The sequence below is a fragment of the Enterobacter sp. CPE_E890 genome (assembly GCF_046521475.1).
GTDB lineage: Bacteria > Pseudomonadota > Gammaproteobacteria > Enterobacterales > Enterobacteriaceae > Enterobacter > Enterobacter adelaidei.
Genome location: NZ_JBKFZW010000001.1, coordinates 3,466,619 through 3,483,905 on the forward strand (window position 1 = coordinate 3,466,619; position 17,287 = coordinate 3,483,905).

The window sequence follows — 17,287 nt, forward strand, 5'->3', positions numbered from 1 at the left end:
CCAACTTATCAGGACGGAATGTTAAAAATGAACATGTCGATGACAGAAAAAATAAAAGCAGGCAAGCTATTTACCGATATGTGCGAAGGCTTACCTGAAAAAGACTTCGTGGGAAAACATTAATGTATGAGTTCAATCACTCGCATCCATCAGAAGTTGAAAAAGGGTAATGACTCCAACTTATTGATAGTGTTTTATGTTCAGATAATGCCCAATGACTTTGTCATGCAGCTCCACCGATTTTGAGAACGACAGTGACTTCCTGCCCAGCCTTGCCGGATGCTGCCTCAGGTTCAGGTTATGCCGCTCAATGCGCTGCGTATATCGCTTGCTGATAACGTGCAGTTCTCCCTTCAGGCGTGATTCATAAAGCGGCCAGCCATCCGTCATCCATACCACGACCTCAAAGGCCGACAGCAGGCTCAGAAGACGCTCCAGCGTGGCCAGCGTGCGTTCACCGAATACGTGCGCCACAACCGTCCTCCGTATCCTGTCATACGCGTAAAACAACCAGCGCTGGCGTGATTTAGCCCCGACGTAACCCCACTGTTCGTCCATTTCCGCGCAAACAATGACGTCACTGCCCGGTTGTATGCGTGAGTTTACCGACTGCGGCCTGAGTTTTTAAGTGTCGTAAAATCGTGTTGAGGCCAACGCCCATAATGCGTGCACTGGCGCGACATCCGACGCCATTCATGGCCATATCAATAATTTTCTGGTGTGTACCGGGCTGAGAGGCGGTGTAAGTGAACTGTAGCTGCCATGTTTTACGGCAGTGAGAGCAGAGATAGCGCTGATGTCCGGCAGTGCTTTTGCCGTTACGCACCACCCCGTCAGTAGCTGAGCAGGAGGGACAACTGATGGAGATGGAAGCCACGGGAGCACCTCAAAAACACCATCATACACTAAATCAGTAAGTTGGCACCATTACCACCGTGCAGTGGCTAATCAGCGAATGACCGGGAGTAATGCGCGGTGGAAATGGACAACAGATTACAACCGTCGCTCGATAGCGGAAACGGCGATGTACCGGGTAAAACAGCTGTTCGGGGGTTCACTGACGCTGCGTGACTACGATGGTCAGGTTGCGGAGGCTATGGCCCTGGTACGAGCGCTGAACAAAATGACGAAAGCAGGTATGCCTGAAAGCGTGCGTATTGCCTGAAAACACAACCCGCTACGGGGGAGACTTACCCGAAATCTGATTTATTCAACAAAGCCGTCTTCAATTACAACATCGCCCCAGGGATTCGCTTCACAGCAAAGCTTCAGAAAAGACTTAAACCATCCCTTGTTTTGTATTTCTTCCGGAAGCTGTACCACATGTATGGCCAGACAATCTCCCTGGTAACGATTAGTACTTTGTCTAAGCCCTACAACAATCCCCTTTTCTTGAATCTGTACACCTGCCTGATGCTCTTTCATGTCGGGCGTATAGTGCCTTGCTCTGTTTAACCAAGCCACCAGCTGCTGAGCCGTAGTTGGTGATTCTTCAGCTATCCATTTCAGGTACTTGATGCGGTCCATATGCTCCTCCCTGTACGATTTCCAATGAAAGGCTCTACAGTATTAAGCTGCTGTAGAGCTCATTCAACCATGCTCAAACGGTGCGTATTAAAGGATGCCTAACCTTTTTGTTTCATCGATCCACGGTCTGAATTCTTCCAGTAGATTATCATATAGCTTTTCATCGCTAATCGAACCGAAATCATCCATGGCAAAGAAGTGGGTGTTATCAACCCGGCGGTCAGTAAAGTCATCCAGATTTTTGAGGATACCGTAGCTTGAACCACCCAGGCCGACAAACTTCCAGAAGATGGGGTAGTTGGCAGAACGCCGGATTGCATCTTTAATCGCCCGGGTCTTGCTGATCCCGCCATCGGTAATAAATACTACATATACTGGGATTTTCGAGTCCTTAAAATAGTCGACTATTTCTTCCATCACAGGAGGCTCGTTGTTTGTCCCTCCAAGGCCCGGCAGGTTCTCCCAGGCTGAACGCTTTCCAGACCCGCGAATGGACTGAATATATGTGTCCAGGTTGTCCAGTGTGACGTTTGGATACTTCTTATGCTTCTCTCCAAATCCCCAGACATCCATTTCACCGTCGTCGTCGAACTGGGCGGCAAGAACGGCGATGCGGTCCAGCACAGACTGAACGTTACCCTTACTGAACTGGCCACTCATCGAGCCGGATGCGTCAAGTACAAATGCAACCGCTGCCTCAAGGGTGTCCAGTTTATTTTTAGTGAGACTGACCGAGGCTTTTTTAGCGAGGCTTACAAGGCGCGGAGATCTGGTTTCCAGTTTCTTTTCCAGACTGATACGAGCTGGCTTTGCTGGCTGCGGAGCTGGCTGTGCGACATCAACGCCATAGCTAATGGCCAGAGGCTCAAGTCCACCGTTGAAACCCTGCCCGAGCGCACGAAGCTTCCAGGCGCCATTGTGCCGATATACTTCACCCAGGATGATTGCTTTCTCACTGCGGCCCTGAGTCTCAGCCTGAAAGTCAGCGATACCAGGAGCCTGAATGCTCAATAAACTGAGCCCACTGATGGTATCTTCACCATCAATGACAACGGTGATCGCAATTTTACTGACGTTCGCTGGAACACGATCCAGTGCTATATCAATGCTGGACTGCTGCGAACCGGTAACGAGCTTGACTGCCCCCTCAGGAGAAGCCAAATTATTATAAAAGATAAAGTCAGAATCGCCACTGACCTTTCCCTGAGCATTAAGCAAGAACAGGCAGGTATCGGGTTCGCCTTTAAAGCCGGATTTGGCAGGGTACTGAAGATTCAGCCTGATAGCAGATTGCTGAAGGGGTATGTTTTGTCCGGATTGTAGATTCATATTAACTCTCCTGATTTTTGATTATTTTTAAAGCGCAGCGTTTATATATGTTCCCCAGGCTTAGTTCAGGACGCTGGATATTCGGTGAGGCGTAAATATGGTGTGACACCATATTTCATCACGCTGAAGTTTCTATACCTGTTGAATTTGAATTTTCATTGCCCGGGTATCTTATGTTCCAGATCCCGTTCCTTCATAAATCGCAAAAGTAACATATATCCGAGGGGCATGCTGTTGATATAAGGCACGGAATACTGGCTTAACCAGCAACCATAGATAAACCCGGATCCTGCAAAAAGGTTCACGCCAGAATTAACATTACTCTGCTTTCTGAAAACGCCCGGCCCCCTTTCTCAGATTCAACAGCTGATAGCGGATCGTTACCCAAAAAAAACCCCGGCATTGCCGGGGTCAGACTCAGCGTCTTTTAGACATTGACGCCGTGCTGGGAAGCAAGCGCTGACAGGCCACCGGCAAAACCCTGGCCGACAGCTTTAAACTTCCACTCAGCGCCATGGCGATACAGTTCACCGAAGACCATTGCGGTTTCAGTTGAGGCGTCTTCAGACAGATCGAAACGGGCAATTTCCGTGCCGTTGTCGTTGTTGTAAACGCGCATGAAGCTGTTGCTCACCATGCCGAAGTTTTGTTTACGAGCTTCTGCATCATAGATGGTAACGGCAAACACCAGTTTTTTGATGTCTGCTGAGACTTTGGTCAGATCAATTTTGACCTGCTCATCGTCGCCGTCGCCTTCACCAGTACGGTTGTCGCCCTGGTGCTCTACTGCGCCATCAGGGCTGGTTTTATTATTGAAGAAAATGAAATGGGCATCTGACAGCACTTTACCGTCTTCACCTACTGCGAATACGGAAGCGTCAAGGTCAAAACCCTGACCATCGGTTACACGGGCATCCCAGCCCAGACCAACCATAGCGACATTCATGGTTGGTGCTTCTTTGGTCAGAGATACGTTGCCGCCTTTTACGAGAGAAACTGCCATTTTTAGCTCCTGCAAACAGTTGAATGAGGCTGAATTAACAGCCCCGGATATGAAAAGTTACTTTTCGATCAGGACGCGTTAATGCCGTACTGAGCACATACAGATGCCAGACCACCAGCATAACCCTGGCCTACTGCGCGGAATTTCCACTCACCATTGTGGCGATACAGCTCGCCAAACAGCATGGCGGTTTCAGTGGACGCATCTTCGGTCAGATCGTAGCGAGCGACTTCAGTCTGGTTATCGTCATTAACCAGACGAATAAACGCACCGGATACCTGACCAAAGCTCTGGCGACGAGCCTGAGCATCGTGGATGGTCACAACGAAGATGATCTTGTCAACTTCAGACGGGACGGCGTCCAGTTTAATTTTCAGCGATTCATCATCACCATCGCCCTCACCGGTGCGGTTATCGCCGGTGTGTGTTACGGAACCGTCGGATGACGTCAGGTTGTTATAGAAGATGAAATCTGAATCGCCGCGCACTTTGCCGTTTGAGGCCAGCAGGAATGCTGAAGCATCCAGGTCAAAGTCCTGACCGTCTGTTGAACGCGCATCCCAGCCAAGGCCCACTAGGACGTTTTTCATTGACGGAGCTGCTTTACTTAGGGAGACGTTCCCGCCTTTGGAAAGAGAAACACTCATAAAATAACCTCTTCGATTAGTAATTGTTCAGGTTAACACTTAAGGGGATTAACTCCCCTTTTCCTCAGATTCAGGTTTGCCCGGGAACATGACGCTTGCGAGAATGCCCAGCGCCAGTACACCCAGTACAACATACAGGCTGGTTGTTGCCGCGATGCTGTAACCATGATGCCAGATGTGATCGGTCGCATTCAGGCCGAGTTTTGCCGCGATGAAGAACAGCAGCACGATAACGGCCTTCTCCAGATGAACCAGGTACTGTTTCAGTGCCTCAAGGACAAAGTACAGAGTACGCAGGCCCAGGATAGCAAACATCATGGCACTATAGACGATAAGCGGTTCACGACTGACGGCAATGATTGCCGGTACCGAGTCAAACGCGAACATTACGTCCGAGAGTTCAACCACAGCCACACACAGGAACAGCGGGGTCGCATACAGCGCCGCTTTTTTACCACGGCCAATGGTGACATCGCTGTTTTCTGGTTTCGCCAGTTCAGCATCCACTTCCTTCTGGTTAAGCAGGAAGGCATGCCCTCTGAGCTTCGGCCAGATAGGGAAGAAGCGTTTAACCATGCGGTAAGCCAGATGCTGGGAGTAATCCTCAATTTCATCATCGTCATCACCGCTTTTAAGCATCATGACCGCTGTCCAGGCAACGATAATAGCGAAGACAACTTCAACATACGGCCCCAGACTCAGCAGGCTCGTACCGATGGCGACAAAGATGCCCCTGAAGACAATGGCACCAATGATCCCCCAGTAGAGAACACGGTGGCGATAACGATCCGGAACGGCGAACCAGGAGAAGATGGCCATCATGACGAACAGGTTATCGACCGACAGCACTTTCTCCAGCGCATAACCCGTGACAAACAGACTGGCAACCTCAGCACCGTGGTGGATATAGAGGAAACCGGCAAATGCCATCGCAACCACAACCCAGAATACGGACCAGAGCGCCGCACTCTTCAGCGAAATAGGCTTGTCATCACGGTGCATAAACAGGTCAATAAAGATGGCACCGACTGAAAGCGCAATAAAAACAATGACCGTTTCAGTCGGGAAGCCGATGTGTGTGGAAACCATATTTTACCCTTAGGGATGTGGATCAGAGGCCAAATTCAGCCGGGTCGAAGCCCAACGCGATAGCGATCTCGCGGGAGGCCAGTTTCTCGTCCTGATCGAAGTTACCGTCACTTTTCGCAACGGCAATACCAACACGTAAGGCCAGCTGAGCGGCCTCAGGCTGATCTTTCAGCGCCAGGATGTATTTCATGGTTTCGCCCTTGCCGATTTCAACATCGAAATCGAAGCTTGAAACCAGTTTATTGAAGAACTCAATCACCTCATTGGTATCGAAGACCTTCAGCTCTTCTGAAGAGCGCAGAAAGCCCATCATTTTCTGCTTTTCTTCCGAACTTACGCCGTCACTCGATACGGCAATACGGGCACATACAGCAACGGTGCCCTGCATGAATTTTTTGTTTTTGAAACGGCCAACCTGGCGGGTCAGTTCGTCACGGCCTGAGTTAATGGCACCTTTAACTTTGTCGAAAAAGCTCATACCTGTTTCCTTTGTTGCTGTGTTATTTAGAACCGGCGCTCCAGCGAAATCCCCAGCCAAATGCCCGGTCCATTTCGTCCTGGCCTTTGAAGTACTGGTTAATTCGCTCGACTTTAATTGCGCCGTTTTCGTTTACGAGTCTGGCAATGGCGCACAATGTGCGACGGTTTTCACCTTCGGTCAGGCGGGTCTCAATGGGCGGTTGATCCGGCACATGAATGGTGACCACACCATCAGTCTTGTCCCAGCTGGGAACACCTTCATAAATAAAGGCGTAAATCAGCACTTCGCGGATATGCTTCCATTCACGTCCATTGATATGCAGCCACTCGCCGTCTGATACATCACCCGTCCGGTCATCGCCCTTGAGCTGAACATACGGTTCATCGCGATAATCACCGAATGCATTACCGAGCGCCTGAATGACCGATTTATACCCGTCCTGAAGCTCAACAAAGGCCCCCAGATCCAGGTCGATTCCTTTGGAGCCGAACATGCCTGCAAAGCCTGATTTGCCGCTGCCCCGGTGCCAGTTCAGGTTGATCCGGATTTCACCGAAGTTATCCCGTTTGGTCAGGCTGATTGCAGGCTTCTCTTTTGTCAGCGATACCTTGCTCAGGCTGATTTTTGTCTCAACTGGCGGAGGGGTTACAACCGGAGGAGTCGGGGCTGCGGGAGCCGGTTCGTCGGCAATATTTACGCCGAAATGCTCTGCCAGCGGTTTAAGTCCACCGTTGAACCCCTGCGCAACAAAGCGGAATTTCCAGTCATTATTACGACGGTAAAATTCACCCAGAATTAAGGCTGCTTCCTGACGGCCGCTCAATTCGACACTGCCGCTAACCAGGCCGGTAGCCCCTTGCTCCACGTCGATGGAAAGATTACGAAGACCGGACACCGTCTGCCCACCGTCACAGGTCACGGTGAACGCAATTTTTTGGACATCAGGTTTCAGCCGGTTGAGCGCGACAGTAAAGGTTGAGTACTGGCCTTCACTGACCAGGCTGACGGTACCATCATCGTTACGTGGCTGACCATAGAACACCATGTCCGCATCACCCTGCACCTTCCCGTCGGCATACAGGCGAAACGCCGAAGCATCCACCTGGCCGCCCGAGGTGATCCGGACCCGCAACTCCTGGGCTGGAACGGGGGCATTGCCCCCCGGCGTCAGGTTCATTAGCGGATAACCGCTGAAACGATATCGGAGTGCATATCGTCAATTGTGCGGCCGCGACAGGCATGGCCAAGGGCGGTAAAGTCCCAGTTGCCGTTATTACGGCGCAGCGAAGAAATAACGATCCCGGTATGTGAGCCCTGCTCAGTCAGCTTGTAGCGAGCCAGCTCTTTGCCGGTTTGATCGACAACGCGGCAGAACGCGTTTTCGACGTCATTGAACGACTGACCACGGAAGCTGTTTACCGTAAACGCCAGGTATTCAACGTTTGCAGGCAGTCGGGAGAGGTTGACATTAATCACCTCATCGTCACCGTCACCTTCACCGGTCAGGTTATCGCCACTGTGCACAACAGCGCCGCAGGTGGATTCCAGTTTGCGGAACCAGATGGTGTCAATTGTTTTACCGGTGCTGTCCATTAATACGCAGCCAGCATCGAGATCGATTGAGTCGTTGCCTCCAAACAATCCTCCAAGAAGACCTTTTTTCTTAACCGGATCCCAACCGAGACCGAAATGAAGCTGGCTTAATGCAGATGATTCTTTGCTGAGTGATACCGTCTGGTTCTTAACTAATGAAACCATGTTTTATTCCTTAAAATGGTAATGACCGAGACAATCAAAGGGTTGTTTATTAACTGACGAAGAAAATCATATCATGATGAAGTTCTCTGACAAGGGAAATTTTGGTGGTTTTCTGTAAAAACACAAAAAGAAAATCTTTTCAGGGTGTTAATTTTCTATGTTTAATTTAAATATCAATACTTTATCGGGAATCCAAAAATTAACGACTCACTCCATAACCACAGAAGTTATTAATCATATTATGATTGACATGTAGCTTAGGCACTCATAGACTCACTTCTCAATCATAAATTTGCATGGCGTTCCGGATAATTAAAAAAAATGAACAAGAAAATTTGGTTTATGGAAGGTTTATCCTCCCAGCGAGATATTATTCAGGGGGTAAAATCATTTGCACAAAAAAATAATTTTGCCATTACCGTTTTTGCCTCCCACCGTAACGAAAGAAATGAAATCCTTTCCGTTGCCGACTATTCTTTGACTGAACCTGAAGATCCTCAAAAACGTCTTCAGTTTATCCAGGAAACCATTCAGTCCTACGGCATCCACCATATTCATACTGGCCGTAACAGCCAGTGGTTTGAAGAACACCGTTCAGCCATTGAATCGACCGGTGCCACCCTTACTACCGGTGCAACGGGCGTCGACTGGTTAACTCTGGCTGACGAAAAAGTTACTTTTGCTCAGTTTATGGAGCAAAAGGGTCTCCCGGTCGTACCATCCTGGCGGGTGAATACGCTGGCAGAATTAAAAACACACCTCGCGGCCCCGCCGTTCACTGACAGCCCGGTATGCGTGAAGCCGGTGACGGGTATCTATGGCATGGGATTCTGGCGCTTTGATGACAGTGCTTCGCCTATGGCCGTCTTTAATCATCCCGAACATCGTCTGGTCAGTCCGCAACAGTATATTGCAGCAGCATCAGCTGCTGAGTCGTTTAAACCCCTTGTTTTGATGCCGTACCTGCCAGGCCCGGAATTTTCCGTCGATATCCTCGCGGATAAGGGCGAAATACTCGCAGCCGTGGGACGCCGTAAGGAAGGGGTTATCCAGTATCTGGTAAACGAAGGAAGCGCCTGGGAACTGGCGTGTGACTGCGCCAGGGTTATGAAGGCCGACGGGCTGGTGAATGTTCAGACGCGAAACGATGTGAATGGCAACCCGGTGCTGCTTGAAACCAACATGCGTCCGTCAGGGGGGGTGGGTTATACCCTTCACAGCGGGGTGAACCTTCCTGGGTTATTTGCTGCCTTTAAGCTCGGTCTGATGTCTGAAGATATGGTGCGCCAGAGCGCTAAAAACACCTTTTCTCCGGTTGCGGTGAGATCCATTACGGATGTAATTGTATACCCGGAATCACTCTCTAACCTTCTGAATTAAGGCGTATTTATGTCTGATATCCTCGAAGATATGATTTATCGCCGTACCCTCTCATGCGGTACGATTCAGGTAACCCGCGACCAGGGTGAAGTTTCGCTCGATGACCTGTTTGACATCGCTGAAAGACGTAACCCGAAACGCGCCTTTCTGTTTGTCAGCAAAGTACTCGGCAGGCACATTCCCGTGCCACCCTCAGTCATGCGGCAGGCCTACAGACAGCTTGCCAGCCAGTTCCCCTCGACACTGACAGGACCCGTACTGTTTATCGGTATGGCTGAAACCGCCGTTGGGCTTGGGGCCGGTGTATTTGATGAAGTGCGCCACCAGCATCCTGAATCTGTCTATCTGACCTCTACCCGTCACCCGGTTGATGGCACGTTGCTTTGCGAGTTCAAGGAAGAACACAGCCACGCCACCGATCATCTGATCTATCTGCCAGATGATGAAGAGAAAAGACGTCGTGTTACCAACGCACGAACGCTGGTTTTGATTGATGACGAGGCAACCACCGGTAATACCTTTATTAACCTGCTTTCTGCCCTGCGTAATACCGGCAAGCTTCAACATATTGAACAGGTTATAGCCGTTACGCTTACCGACTGGAGTGGCAAAGCCTTGTCCGAGCGCAGCACCTTACCAGTCACTTCGGTTTCTCTTGTAAGCGGTAAGTGGGGATGGACCCCATTACCTGATGCACCTGTCCCGGACATGCCGAAAGTCAACGTAACTTCACGAGGAGAATGGGACATCCAGGGAAAACAGTCCTGGGGCCGACTGGGGATGCTCGCACCTGCGGCCGATCTCGGCCATGAGGTCTCCGTCCACAAGGGGGAACGTATTCTGGTTCTCGGGACCGGGGAATTCGTCTGGGAGCCGTTCCTGCTTGCTGAACGGCTCGAAGCTGCCGGAGCACAGGCATTTTATGGATCGACCACCCGCTCCCCTATCGCCGTTGGTTATGCCATTGAGTCCGCCATTTCCTTTACGGATAACTACGGGCTGGGCATCCCCAATTTTGTCTATAACGTCGCCCACCAGCAGTTTGACCGCATTCTTGTGTGTACTGAGACACCCGCAGAAAGTATTGACACGCAGCTTCTTAAAGCGCTGGCTGAGGTTGCGGCCGTCGTGGAGATTGTTACCTATGAATAAACCCGTTGTTCTGAGCGACCTTGACGACACGCTCTTTCAGACCCGTCGTAAAATGGTGGACGAGCTGGCCCTGGAGCCATTCCGTACCGGTGCCGTTGATCGCACCCTGAATCCACGAAGCTTTATGACGGAAGAACAGTCCATGTTAGTGGACTGGCTTCTGGAGCAGGCTGAACTCATTCCCGTTACCGCACGGGGAACTGAAGAAATCAGCCGCGTACGGATCCCTTTCCACTCCTGGGCAATCACCACGCACGGGGCCGTCATTCTCACGCCTGAAGGCAACCCCGACGAGGAGTGGAAGGCCCATATGCTCGGCCAGCTGGCTCCCTATCAGGAAAAGCTGACATCGATGCAGCGTCTGATCACTGAAATGATGGACGCAAAAGGGATTAATGCCTGGGCAAGACTGAACTTCGAATACGGTGAAACGGCGGTTTATATGGTGATGAAACACCGCGACAGCACCCGCCTTGACGAGCTCAATGCCATTGCAGATGAGATAGAAACGGTGTTTCCGACCGAGGGCTTCTATATCCACCGCAACAGTAATAACGTGGCCTGGCTTCCCACCCCGGTTGAGAAAGGGCTGGCCGTCAGCTGGCTGCTTGAAAAACTTCGGGCTGAACGCGGCGTTTTCCCCGTAATTGGTCTGGGCGACAGCCTGAGCGATCATCGTTTTATGAAACTGTGCAGCTGGTTTGGCATCCCGCGTCAGAGTCAGTTTGCAGATGCCATTTCACAGCGAATTTTTGGAGAAAATGAAAATGCAGCCACATGAAACATTTACCGGCTCATACCAGCCCGGTGACGTGGAATTTCTTCTAAAGCCGGTTGTCATTGAGATGACGCCGGTTGATCAAAAAGAAGAGCTGATTCAGTCCGGGAAGAAACATTATTCAGACATGCTCAGCCAGGAGCCAGCGCCAACACAATGGCATCTTGATTTGTTTCACCGGGCGCTGGATCGGGGCGCAGAGAGGCTTGCAAAAGAAGTCACACAGCTCGCTATTGCTCTGGCCGAACGCTTCGGTGATGAGCCCATTGTACTGGCCAGTCTTGTCAGGGCTGGCGTGCCGCTCGGCGTTATGCTGCACCAGGCCCTGCGTGACATGGGGAAAACCTCATGGCATTACGGTATCAGCATCATCCGGGATCGTGGAATTGACGGTGCAGCCCTCGACGTCATTGAAGAGCGGCATGGTACCAGCGGTATTGTCTTTGTTGACGGATGGACAGGTAAAGGCGCAATTACCGGAGAGCTTGTACGCGCACTGAAAGATCGCCCGGGCTATCCTGAGCAGCCGCGACTGGTTGTCCTGGCCGATCCCTGTGGCTGCTCCTGGCTTGCAGCCAGTGATGATGACTGGCTCATTCCTTTTGGCATCATGGGTGCGCCGGTGTCAGGCCTTATCTCCCGGTCAGTATGGTCCTCTGAAGGATTACATGGGTGCATGGTTTGCGAGCATCTCAGTGAATTCGAATGCAGCCGGATGCTTGTCGATACCGTCGCTCATTTCCGTAAGAAGTTAACACCGACATCCCTCGCTCCCCTGAGCTGGAATACGGAGTCAGCCCGGACCTTGTGGCAGACAAGTCGCGACGTTATCGCGTTCCTGGCCGATGAATTTAAAGTGGACAGCGTCAATCGTATTAAACCCGGTATTGCTGAAGCAACCCGGGCTGTATTACGTCGGGTACCGGACCATGTATTTGTGCGTTCTATTGACGACCCGGACGTTGCCTTGCTTGTAGGGCTTGCTCGTGAAAAGGGAATAGTTGTTACAGAAATGGGGGGAACCCTCGGCCAGTATCGGGCTGTAACCATTATCAAGAAGGTACTCTGATGAAAAATCGTCTTTCTCCCTGGAATCTGGGAGCCACGCTATACATGCCTGCAACACGGGAAGATATTGCTGATGCCGTCCTGCATGGGAAAATCCCGGGTTTGCGCTCTCTGGTAATTTGCCTGGAGGATGCTGTCAGTGAAGCAGACATCCCCGTCGCCCTCAAAAATCTGGAGCACCTGCTGCACGAGCTCAGTAACAGCATGCGTAGCCTGGGTAAAAATGACTGGCCTCTGGTGTTCATTCGCCCCCGGCATGCCGAAATGGGCAGATGGTTAAAAGCGCATTATGATCTTTCCGCTGTCGACGGGTTTGTGTTGCCGAAATTTACCCTCAGTTCGTTAGCTGAATGGTGGGATATCATGGGCGGGACTCACCTGTGCATGATGCCAACGCTGGAAACAGAAGACGTCTTTGACGTGGTTCAGATGCGCGAGCTGGCCACCCATCTGGTGGAACATCCCTGCCACGACCGCATTATTGCGCTTCGAATCGGCGGCAACGATCTTATGAACGTTGTGTCGCTTCGCCGTCCCCGGGACCTGACGCTGTATGACAGCCCGATGGGCTACGTCATCAAAATGCTCGTTTCGGTCTTCGGCCCGCGTGATTTTGCCCTGACCGCGCCCGTATGTGAGCATATTGACGATCATGCCGTTATGGCCAGAGAGCTGGCTCTTGATATGGCACATGGGCTTGTTGGGAAAACGGCCATTCACCCGGGTCAGATAGAGGTCATTCAAAACGCGCTGATGGTCACTCAGGGTGAGCATTCTGACGCTCTGCGGATCCTGAACTCTACCCAGGCCGTGTTTAAGTCGCAGGGAGCAATGTGTGAACCCGCCACACATCGCCGCTGGGCGGCTGGCATTCTGGACAGAGCTCGTTTTTATGGGTTACAGAACGAGCAAAGCGCTGATGGAATCAGATTACTTACCGTGACCCAGCATCATTAAGGAAATCATAATGGGGTTCAGGTTCAGAAAGTCGATCAACATTATTCCTGGTGTTCGCCTCAACCTGAGTAACGGTGCACCGAGCCTGAGTGTCGGGACGAGAGGTGCTTCCGTTTCTTTTGGAAGCCGGGGGACCTATGCCAATCTGGGCTTGCCCGGTACCGGGCTGAGTTACCGTACCCGGCTTGACCGGGCCGCGCGTTCCGGAGGTGGGAACCGGACGGCTACCGACCCGGGGCTCAGACAGGCGCTTGAGCAGGCAGCCGCTGATCTCATGTCAGCGGTGACCGCAATCCGTAATATTCACGAGCTGACGCCGGATCCCAAAACAGGCATCAGCTGGGCAGAGCTGGAAGCAGTATACCTGCATAACAGAACGTCGCCTTTTCAGCTTCCGGCACCGGTGCGTCCAGAAAAGCCAGACTACCTTGCATTGCCGGAAAAGCCTGCCGAGAGCGAAGGCATTAGTTTTCTGGGTAAATGGTTTGAATCGGAATCAGCTAAAGCTGAGCGCCACGCCGAAAACCTTCGCAGGTGGCAGCAGGAGCTGATTGATGTGGAGCGTGAGAATACCCTTCGACAGCACCGGTACCAGCAACAACGGACGGCCTGGGCCGAACAGTATGCAAACTGGAAGTTTGAGGCTGAAGAACATGAAAAACGGCTCGCCACGGCTCAGGCAGATGCCCGGCAGCAGTTCCGCACAGACGCCGCGTTTTTCGAATCATACCTGGCGGGTGTGCTGGCAGAAACTGAATGGCCGCGTGAAACGCTTGTTGCATTTGAAGTAAAGCCGGAGCTATCAGCAGTCCTGCTGGACGTTGATTTAGCTGAGATTGAAGATTTCCCTGATAAGATTTACGGCGTTAATGCCCGGGGCACGGAGCTGACGGAAAAAGCCATGACGCAAAAAGCCGTACGCGAAAACTATGCCCGCCACGTCCATGGCTGCTTGTTCCGCCTGGTCGGTATCGTTTTACATACGCTACCGTTCGACAACGTGATTGTGTCAGGCTTTACGCAACGGGTCAGTAAACGGACCGGCTATCTGGAGGATGAGTATATCCTGTCCTGCAAATGCACTCGTAGCCAGATGTCGTCAGTAAATTTTGCAGGCATAGAACACATTGATCCGGTTGAAGCGTTAGGCGATGACCCGGTTATTCGAAAGATGAGCAGTACCTTCATTTTTCAGCCTATTGAACCACTAACCCTTTAAGCAGGCTAAATCTTACGATGCAATTAAATACCAGACAGGCCCGGATTTTTAAGCTTGCCAACTTACTGGGCACCGGCAAGCCCGTTTCCGCTGCCGACATTATAACCAGTCTGGAATGCTCAGAGCCGACATTAACCCGGGCCCTCAAAGAGCTACGCGAGTCATATTCTGCGGAGATCAAATACAGCAAGGCAGGTCATTCCTACCATCTCGTTAATCCGGGCCAGCTGGATAAAAAGACCCTCCGCCGGATGAATGAAGCGCTCGCACAGAATGCTGAACTGAAAACCGGTGAGTCTACAGGGAAGGTCGTACTCGATAAGGATAAAAAAACAGCCGTGTCATTATCGCTACGCATGCGGATCTTAAGAAAAATTGACCGTCTGGCTGCGCTGAGTGGCTCGACCCGAAGTGAAGCCGTAGAGAAGCTGGCTCTGCACTCCGTTGATGAACTGATAAAGGAATACAGCGCTAAAAAGTCCTGACGCTAAATCTCAGACCGGGGTGAAAACTCCGGTTTTGTCATATTTCACCTCTGTATTGGCGTGACGTAGTTTTGGTCTATTCTCCTCCCGCAATGTCAGCAGCGCCTTACTGCCTACAAAAGCTGGTGTCTTGACATCCTCTTGTGCTACACATCAATCTTTGGGCGATTTACACTCCATTCATGCAGATCTGTGATGTATGATGATTTTCATACATAAGACAGTTTATTTTTGCCGGAGTTTTTTTCAGTAACCTTATATTCCAGTCCAGTCTGAGCTATTTTCTGTTGATAAGGGGCCATTCACATGTCGGTAATTCAATGGTGGTTAACTTATTTCTATAATGCCGCTTCTGAATATTTAATCTCCACCCGACAGATGTCGTGCCGTTTTATCAAATCAACAAACCCTGGCCTCTTCCTGAAACTACTCTCCTCTTCCGATCTCTTAAGAAGGAATTACATTTGAGACGCTTACCCGTATATCTGCTACTCGACACGTCCGGCTCTATGCACGGAGAGCCTATCGAAGCGGTTAAAAATGGCGTTCAGACGCTGCTTACCACGCTGAAACAGGATCCGTATGCACTCGAAACGGCTCACGTGTCAGTGATCACCTTTGATTCTATAGCCCGACAGGCAGTCCCCCTGACAGACCTCCTGAGTTTCCAGATGCCAGCACTAACAGCCAGCGGCACCACGTCTCTTGGCGAAGCGCTTTCCCTCACGGCCAGCTCCATTGCCAAAGAAGTACAGAAAACGACGGCTGACACTAAAGGTGACTGGCGTCCCCTTGTATTCCTGATGACGGATGGAAGTCCGAATGATGACTGGCGCAAAGGCCTGAATGACTTTAAAGCGGCCAGAACCGGCGTTGTTGTGGCATGTGCAGCCGGGCATGATGCCGATACCAGCGTCCTCAAAGAAATCACTGAAATCGTGGTTCAGCTCGATACAGCTGACAGTTCGACGATCAAAGCCTTCTTTAAATGGGTCAGTGCGAGCATTTCGGTAGGCAGTCAGAAAGTGGAGTCCAGCAAAAAAGAAGTGATCGGTCTTGAAGACCTGCCACCGCCGCCGCCAGAAGTAAATGTGGTCTTATAATTTTATTGATTAAGGGGATGTCATGTCTGTCAGTCTGAGCAAAGGCCAGGGCGTAAGCCTGAAAAAAAATGAATACGATCTCTCGTCCGTTACTATCGGCCTCGGTTGGGATATTAATGAGGAAAAAAAAGGTTTCCTCGGCGGGATCTTTGGTAAAAAAGAAGAAGAATACGACCTTGATGTGATCGCTTTCCTGTGTAATTCAGCCGGAAAGGTGACCGATCTCGGCAATGTGGAAAATGGTAAACCAACGCTTGTGAATGGCGATATCATCTTTTTCAACAGCCTTCGCCATAAGTCAGGCAATATCTGGCTGACGGGCGATAACCGAACCGGAGCCGGTGACGGTGACGATGAGCAAATTATTGTGCGCCTGAATTCCCTTGACGCTCAGTACGAGAAAATTGTGTTCATCGTTCAGATCTACAATGGTGAAAAGCTCCAGCAGCACTTTGGAAAAGTTCAGAATGCCTTCATCCGGGCAGTAGATGCCCGTAATATTGAAATGGCACGATTCGATCTTTCTGGCGGACCCGCCTTCGCCAGCCAGCGCTCCATGGTTTTTGCCGAGCTGATACGCGAGGCTACAGGCTGGAAACTCAGGGCAATTGGTGAGCCTTCAGAATCAGATTCGTTTGTCTCGCACCTGAGGAATTACATGTGATGCGCCGCCTGCCTGTTTACCTTGTTATCGACACATCCGGGTCGATGCGCGGTGAGTCCATCCATTCCGTTAACGTTGGAATTCAGGCGATGCTTAGCGCTCTTCGCCAGGATCCCTACGCCCTCGAAAGCGTTCATATCTCCATTATCACCTATGACAATGGGGCGCGTGAGTTCATTCCTCTCACGCCGCTGGAAGACTTCCAGTTTTCTGACATCGTTGTGCCAAGCGCAGGCGGGACGTTCACCGGTGCTGCCCTTGAATGTCTGATGCAGTGTGTTGAACGGGATGTACGTCGCTCAGATGGTGATACAAAAGGAGACTGGCGTCCTCTGGTATTCCTGATGACTGATGGAACCCCTTCTGATGCCCTGGCGTACGGTGAAGCGGTAAAAGCGATTCGCGGCCGGGGATTCGGATCCATCATTGCCTGCGCCGTTGGTCCTAAAGCAGGCCATGAGCACTTAAAACAGCTCACCGATAAGGTTGTGTCTCTGGAGACGCTAGATTCAACCGCGTTTGCAGGTTTCTTTAAATGGGTATCGGCCAGCGTGTCTTCCGGCAGCACAAGCGCGGGGATCAATAACGGAACTGATACCCTTCCCCCTCCTCCACCAGAAATCCAGCTGGTGCTCTGACAGACAGAA

18 protein-coding genes and 3 pseudogenes are annotated in these 17,287 nt (G+C 51.1%); 12 read left to right on the plus strand and 9 right to left on the minus strand.

What is annotated here, in order from left to right; translation table 11 throughout:
* Window positions 1-27: 27 nt before the first annotated feature.
* Window positions 28-164 (plus strand): annotated as a pseudogene (locus ACLHV9_RS17025) (maltose acetyltransferase domain-containing protein); the annotation flags it as partial.
* 16 nt (window positions 165-180) lie between these two features.
* Here the strand turns inward: ACLHV9_RS17025 and ACLHV9_RS17030 are convergent.
* Window positions 181-877, minus strand: a protein-coding gene (locus ACLHV9_RS17030; protein WP_410375992.1) for an IS1 family transposase whose coding sequence is annotated in 2 segments (ribosomal slippage) — window positions 181-625 and window positions 624-877 — 699 coding nt in all. Because the reading frame shifts where the segments join, the coding sequence is not laid out codon by codon here.
* Window positions 878-931: 54 nt separating this feature from the next.
* On the opposite strand from ACLHV9_RS17030, the pseudogene ACLHV9_RS17035 reads away from it, so the two are divergent.
* Window positions 932-1,165, plus strand: a pseudogene (locus ACLHV9_RS17035) (IS5/IS1182 family transposase); the annotation flags it as partial.
* 56 nt (window positions 1,166-1,221) lie between these two features.
* Here the strand turns inward: ACLHV9_RS17035 and ACLHV9_RS17040 are convergent.
* The 8 genes and pseudogenes from ACLHV9_RS17040 to ACLHV9_RS17075 all read right to left on the minus strand — a co-directional run.
* Window positions 1,222-1,527 (minus strand): annotated as a pseudogene (locus ACLHV9_RS17040) (hypothetical protein); the annotation flags it as partial.
* 87 nt (window positions 1,528-1,614) lie between these two features.
* Window positions 1,615-2,856, minus strand: a complete 1,242-nt coding sequence (locus ACLHV9_RS17045; RefSeq protein ID WP_047343499.1) for a vWA domain-containing protein — start codon at window positions 2,854-2,856, stop codon at window positions 1,615-1,617.
* A gap of 427 nt (window positions 2,857-3,283) precedes the next feature.
* Window positions 3,284-3,859, minus strand: coding sequence for a TerD family protein (locus ACLHV9_RS17050; protein ID WP_020996162.1), 576 nt, complete (start codon window positions 3,857-3,859; stop codon window positions 3,284-3,286).
* Window positions 3,860-3,927: 68 nt separating this feature from the next.
* A complete protein-coding gene (gene terD / locus ACLHV9_RS17055; protein WP_000116680.1) occupies window positions 3,928-4,506 on the minus strand; it encodes a tellurium resistance membrane protein TerD in 579 nt (192 codons plus the stop codon).
* A gap of 48 nt (window positions 4,507-4,554) precedes the next feature.
* Window positions 4,555-5,595, minus strand: a complete 1,041-nt coding sequence (gene terC / locus ACLHV9_RS17060) for a tellurium resistance membrane protein TerC (protein WP_000255079.1) — start codon at window positions 5,593-5,595, stop codon at window positions 4,555-4,557.
* A gap of 22 nt (window positions 5,596-5,617) precedes the next feature.
* Complete coding sequence (locus ACLHV9_RS17065; protein ID WP_000007449.1) at window positions 5,618-6,073, minus strand: tellurite resistance TerB family protein; 456 nt, start codon at window positions 6,071-6,073, stop codon at window positions 5,618-5,620.
* Between the two features lie 22 nt (window positions 6,074-6,095).
* A complete protein-coding gene (locus tag ACLHV9_RS17070) occupies window positions 6,096-7,253 on the minus strand; it encodes a TerD family protein (protein WP_001054786.1) in 1,158 nt (385 codons plus the stop codon).
* Complete coding sequence (locus ACLHV9_RS17075) at window positions 7,253-7,834, minus strand: tellurium resistance-associated protein TerZ (RefSeq protein WP_000254137.1); 582 nt, start codon at window positions 7,832-7,834, stop codon at window positions 7,253-7,255. Before ACLHV9_RS17075 ends, ACLHV9_RS17070 begins: the two co-directional genes overlap by 1 nt.
* Before the next feature lie 321 nt (window positions 7,835-8,155).
* Between ACLHV9_RS17075 and ACLHV9_RS17080 the strand changes: the two genes are divergently transcribed.
* The 10 genes from ACLHV9_RS17080 to ACLHV9_RS17125 all read left to right on the plus strand — a co-directional run bounded on the left by ACLHV9_RS17080 (window position 8,156) and on the right by ACLHV9_RS17125 (window position 17,278).
* The gene (locus ACLHV9_RS17080) at window positions 8,156-9,214 is read left to right on the plus strand and encodes an ATP-grasp domain-containing protein (protein ID WP_126325310.1); all 1,059 of its coding nucleotides are present in this window, start codon (window positions 8,156-8,158) and stop codon (window positions 9,212-9,214) included.
* A gap of 9 nt (window positions 9,215-9,223) precedes the next feature.
* Window positions 9,224-10,366, plus strand: a complete 1,143-nt coding sequence (locus tag ACLHV9_RS17085; protein WP_001280115.1) for a phosphoribosyltransferase domain-containing protein — start codon at window positions 9,224-9,226, stop codon at window positions 10,364-10,366.
* Complete coding sequence (locus ACLHV9_RS17090; protein WP_049120898.1) at window positions 10,359-11,147, plus strand: hypothetical protein; 789 nt, start codon at window positions 10,359-10,361, stop codon at window positions 11,145-11,147. Before ACLHV9_RS17085 ends, ACLHV9_RS17090 begins: the two co-directional genes overlap by 8 nt.
* A complete protein-coding gene (locus ACLHV9_RS17095; RefSeq protein ID WP_063928006.1) occupies window positions 11,134-12,213 on the plus strand; it encodes a cysteine protease StiP family protein in 1,080 nt (359 codons plus the stop codon). The genes ACLHV9_RS17090 and ACLHV9_RS17095 overlap by 14 nt, the downstream gene beginning before the upstream one ends.
* Window positions 12,213-13,169 carry an HpcH/HpaI aldolase/citrate lyase family protein gene (locus ACLHV9_RS17100; RefSeq protein WP_000797367.1) on the plus strand — a complete coding sequence of 319 codons (957 nt, stop codon included), beginning with the start codon at window positions 12,213-12,215 and terminating at the stop codon, window positions 13,167-13,169. Before ACLHV9_RS17095 ends, ACLHV9_RS17100 begins: the two co-directional genes overlap by 1 nt.
* A 10-nt stretch (window positions 13,170-13,179) precedes the next feature.
* The gene (locus tag ACLHV9_RS17105) at window positions 13,180-14,388 is read left to right on the plus strand and encodes a DUF4236 domain-containing protein (RefSeq protein ID WP_126325309.1); all 1,209 of its coding nucleotides are present in this window, start codon (window positions 13,180-13,182) and stop codon (window positions 14,386-14,388) included.
* A gap of 17 nt (window positions 14,389-14,405) precedes the next feature.
* The gene (gene terW, locus ACLHV9_RS17110; RefSeq protein ID WP_001176767.1) at window positions 14,406-14,873 is read left to right on the plus strand and encodes a tellurium resistance protein TerW; all 468 of its coding nucleotides are present in this window, start codon (window positions 14,406-14,408) and stop codon (window positions 14,871-14,873) included.
* A gap of 464 nt (window positions 14,874-15,337) precedes the next feature.
* Entirely contained in the window at window positions 15,338-15,976 is a 639-nt protein-coding gene (locus tag ACLHV9_RS17115) for a vWA domain-containing protein (RefSeq protein WP_024182867.1), read from the plus strand.
* Window positions 15,977-15,998: 22 nt separating this feature from the next.
* Window positions 15,999-16,640, plus strand: coding sequence for a TerD family protein (locus tag ACLHV9_RS17120; protein ID WP_000116681.1), 642 nt, complete (start codon window positions 15,999-16,001; stop codon window positions 16,638-16,640).
* Window positions 16,640-17,278: a vWA domain-containing protein gene (locus ACLHV9_RS17125; protein WP_013087240.1), complete on the plus strand. Its 639-nt coding sequence runs from the start codon at window positions 16,640-16,642 to the stop codon at window positions 17,276-17,278. Before ACLHV9_RS17120 ends, ACLHV9_RS17125 begins: the two co-directional genes overlap by 1 nt.
* Window positions 17,279-17,287 lie beyond the last annotated feature (9 nt).

Coding starts and splice junctions, on each gene's coding strand:
- ACLHV9_RS17085 (WP_001280115.1), top strand. CDS start 9,224: ATGTCTGATATCCTCGAAGATATGATTTATCGCCGTACCCTCTCATGC.
- terC (WP_000255079.1), bottom strand. CDS start 5,595: ATGGTTTCCACACACATCGGCTTCCCGACTGAAACGGTCATTGTTTTT.
- ACLHV9_RS17125 (WP_013087240.1), top strand. CDS start 16,640: ATGCGCCGCCTGCCTGTTTACCTTGTTATCGACACATCCGGGTCGATG.
- ACLHV9_RS17070 (WP_001054786.1), bottom strand. CDS start 7,253: ATGAACCTGACGCCGGGGGGCAATGCCCCCGTTCCAGCCCAGGAGTTG.
- ACLHV9_RS17120 (WP_000116681.1), top strand. CDS start 15,999: ATGTCTGTCAGTCTGAGCAAAGGCCAGGGCGTAAGCCTGAAAAAAAAT.
- ACLHV9_RS17090 (WP_049120898.1), top strand. CDS start 10,359: ATGAATAAACCCGTTGTTCTGAGCGACCTTGACGACACGCTCTTTCAG.
- ACLHV9_RS17065 (WP_000007449.1), bottom strand. CDS start 6,073: ATGAGCTTTTTCGACAAAGTTAAAGGTGCCATTAACTCAGGCCGTGAC.
- terW (WP_001176767.1), top strand. CDS start 14,406: ATGCAATTAAATACCAGACAGGCCCGGATTTTTAAGCTTGCCAACTTA.
- ACLHV9_RS17095 (WP_063928006.1), top strand. CDS start 11,134: ATGCAGCCACATGAAACATTTACCGGCTCATACCAGCCCGGTGACGTG.
- ACLHV9_RS17045 (WP_047343499.1), bottom strand. CDS start 2,856: ATGAATCTACAATCCGGACAAAACATACCCCTTCAGCAATCTGCTATC.
- ACLHV9_RS17080 (WP_126325310.1), top strand. CDS start 8,156: ATGAACAAGAAAATTTGGTTTATGGAAGGTTTATCCTCCCAGCGAGAT.
- ACLHV9_RS17075 (WP_000254137.1), bottom strand. CDS start 7,834: ATGGTTTCATTAGTTAAGAACCAGACGGTATCACTCAGCAAAGAATCA.
- ACLHV9_RS17050 (WP_020996162.1), bottom strand. CDS start 3,859: ATGGCAGTTTCTCTCGTAAAAGGCGGCAACGTATCTCTGACCAAAGAA.
- ACLHV9_RS17105 (WP_126325309.1), top strand. CDS start 13,180: ATGGGGTTCAGGTTCAGAAAGTCGATCAACATTATTCCTGGTGTTCGC.
- ACLHV9_RS17100 (WP_000797367.1), top strand. CDS start 12,213: ATGAAAAATCGTCTTTCTCCCTGGAATCTGGGAGCCACGCTATACATG.
- terD (WP_000116680.1), bottom strand. CDS start 4,506: ATGAGTGTTTCTCTTTCCAAAGGCGGGAACGTCTCCCTAAGTAAAGCA.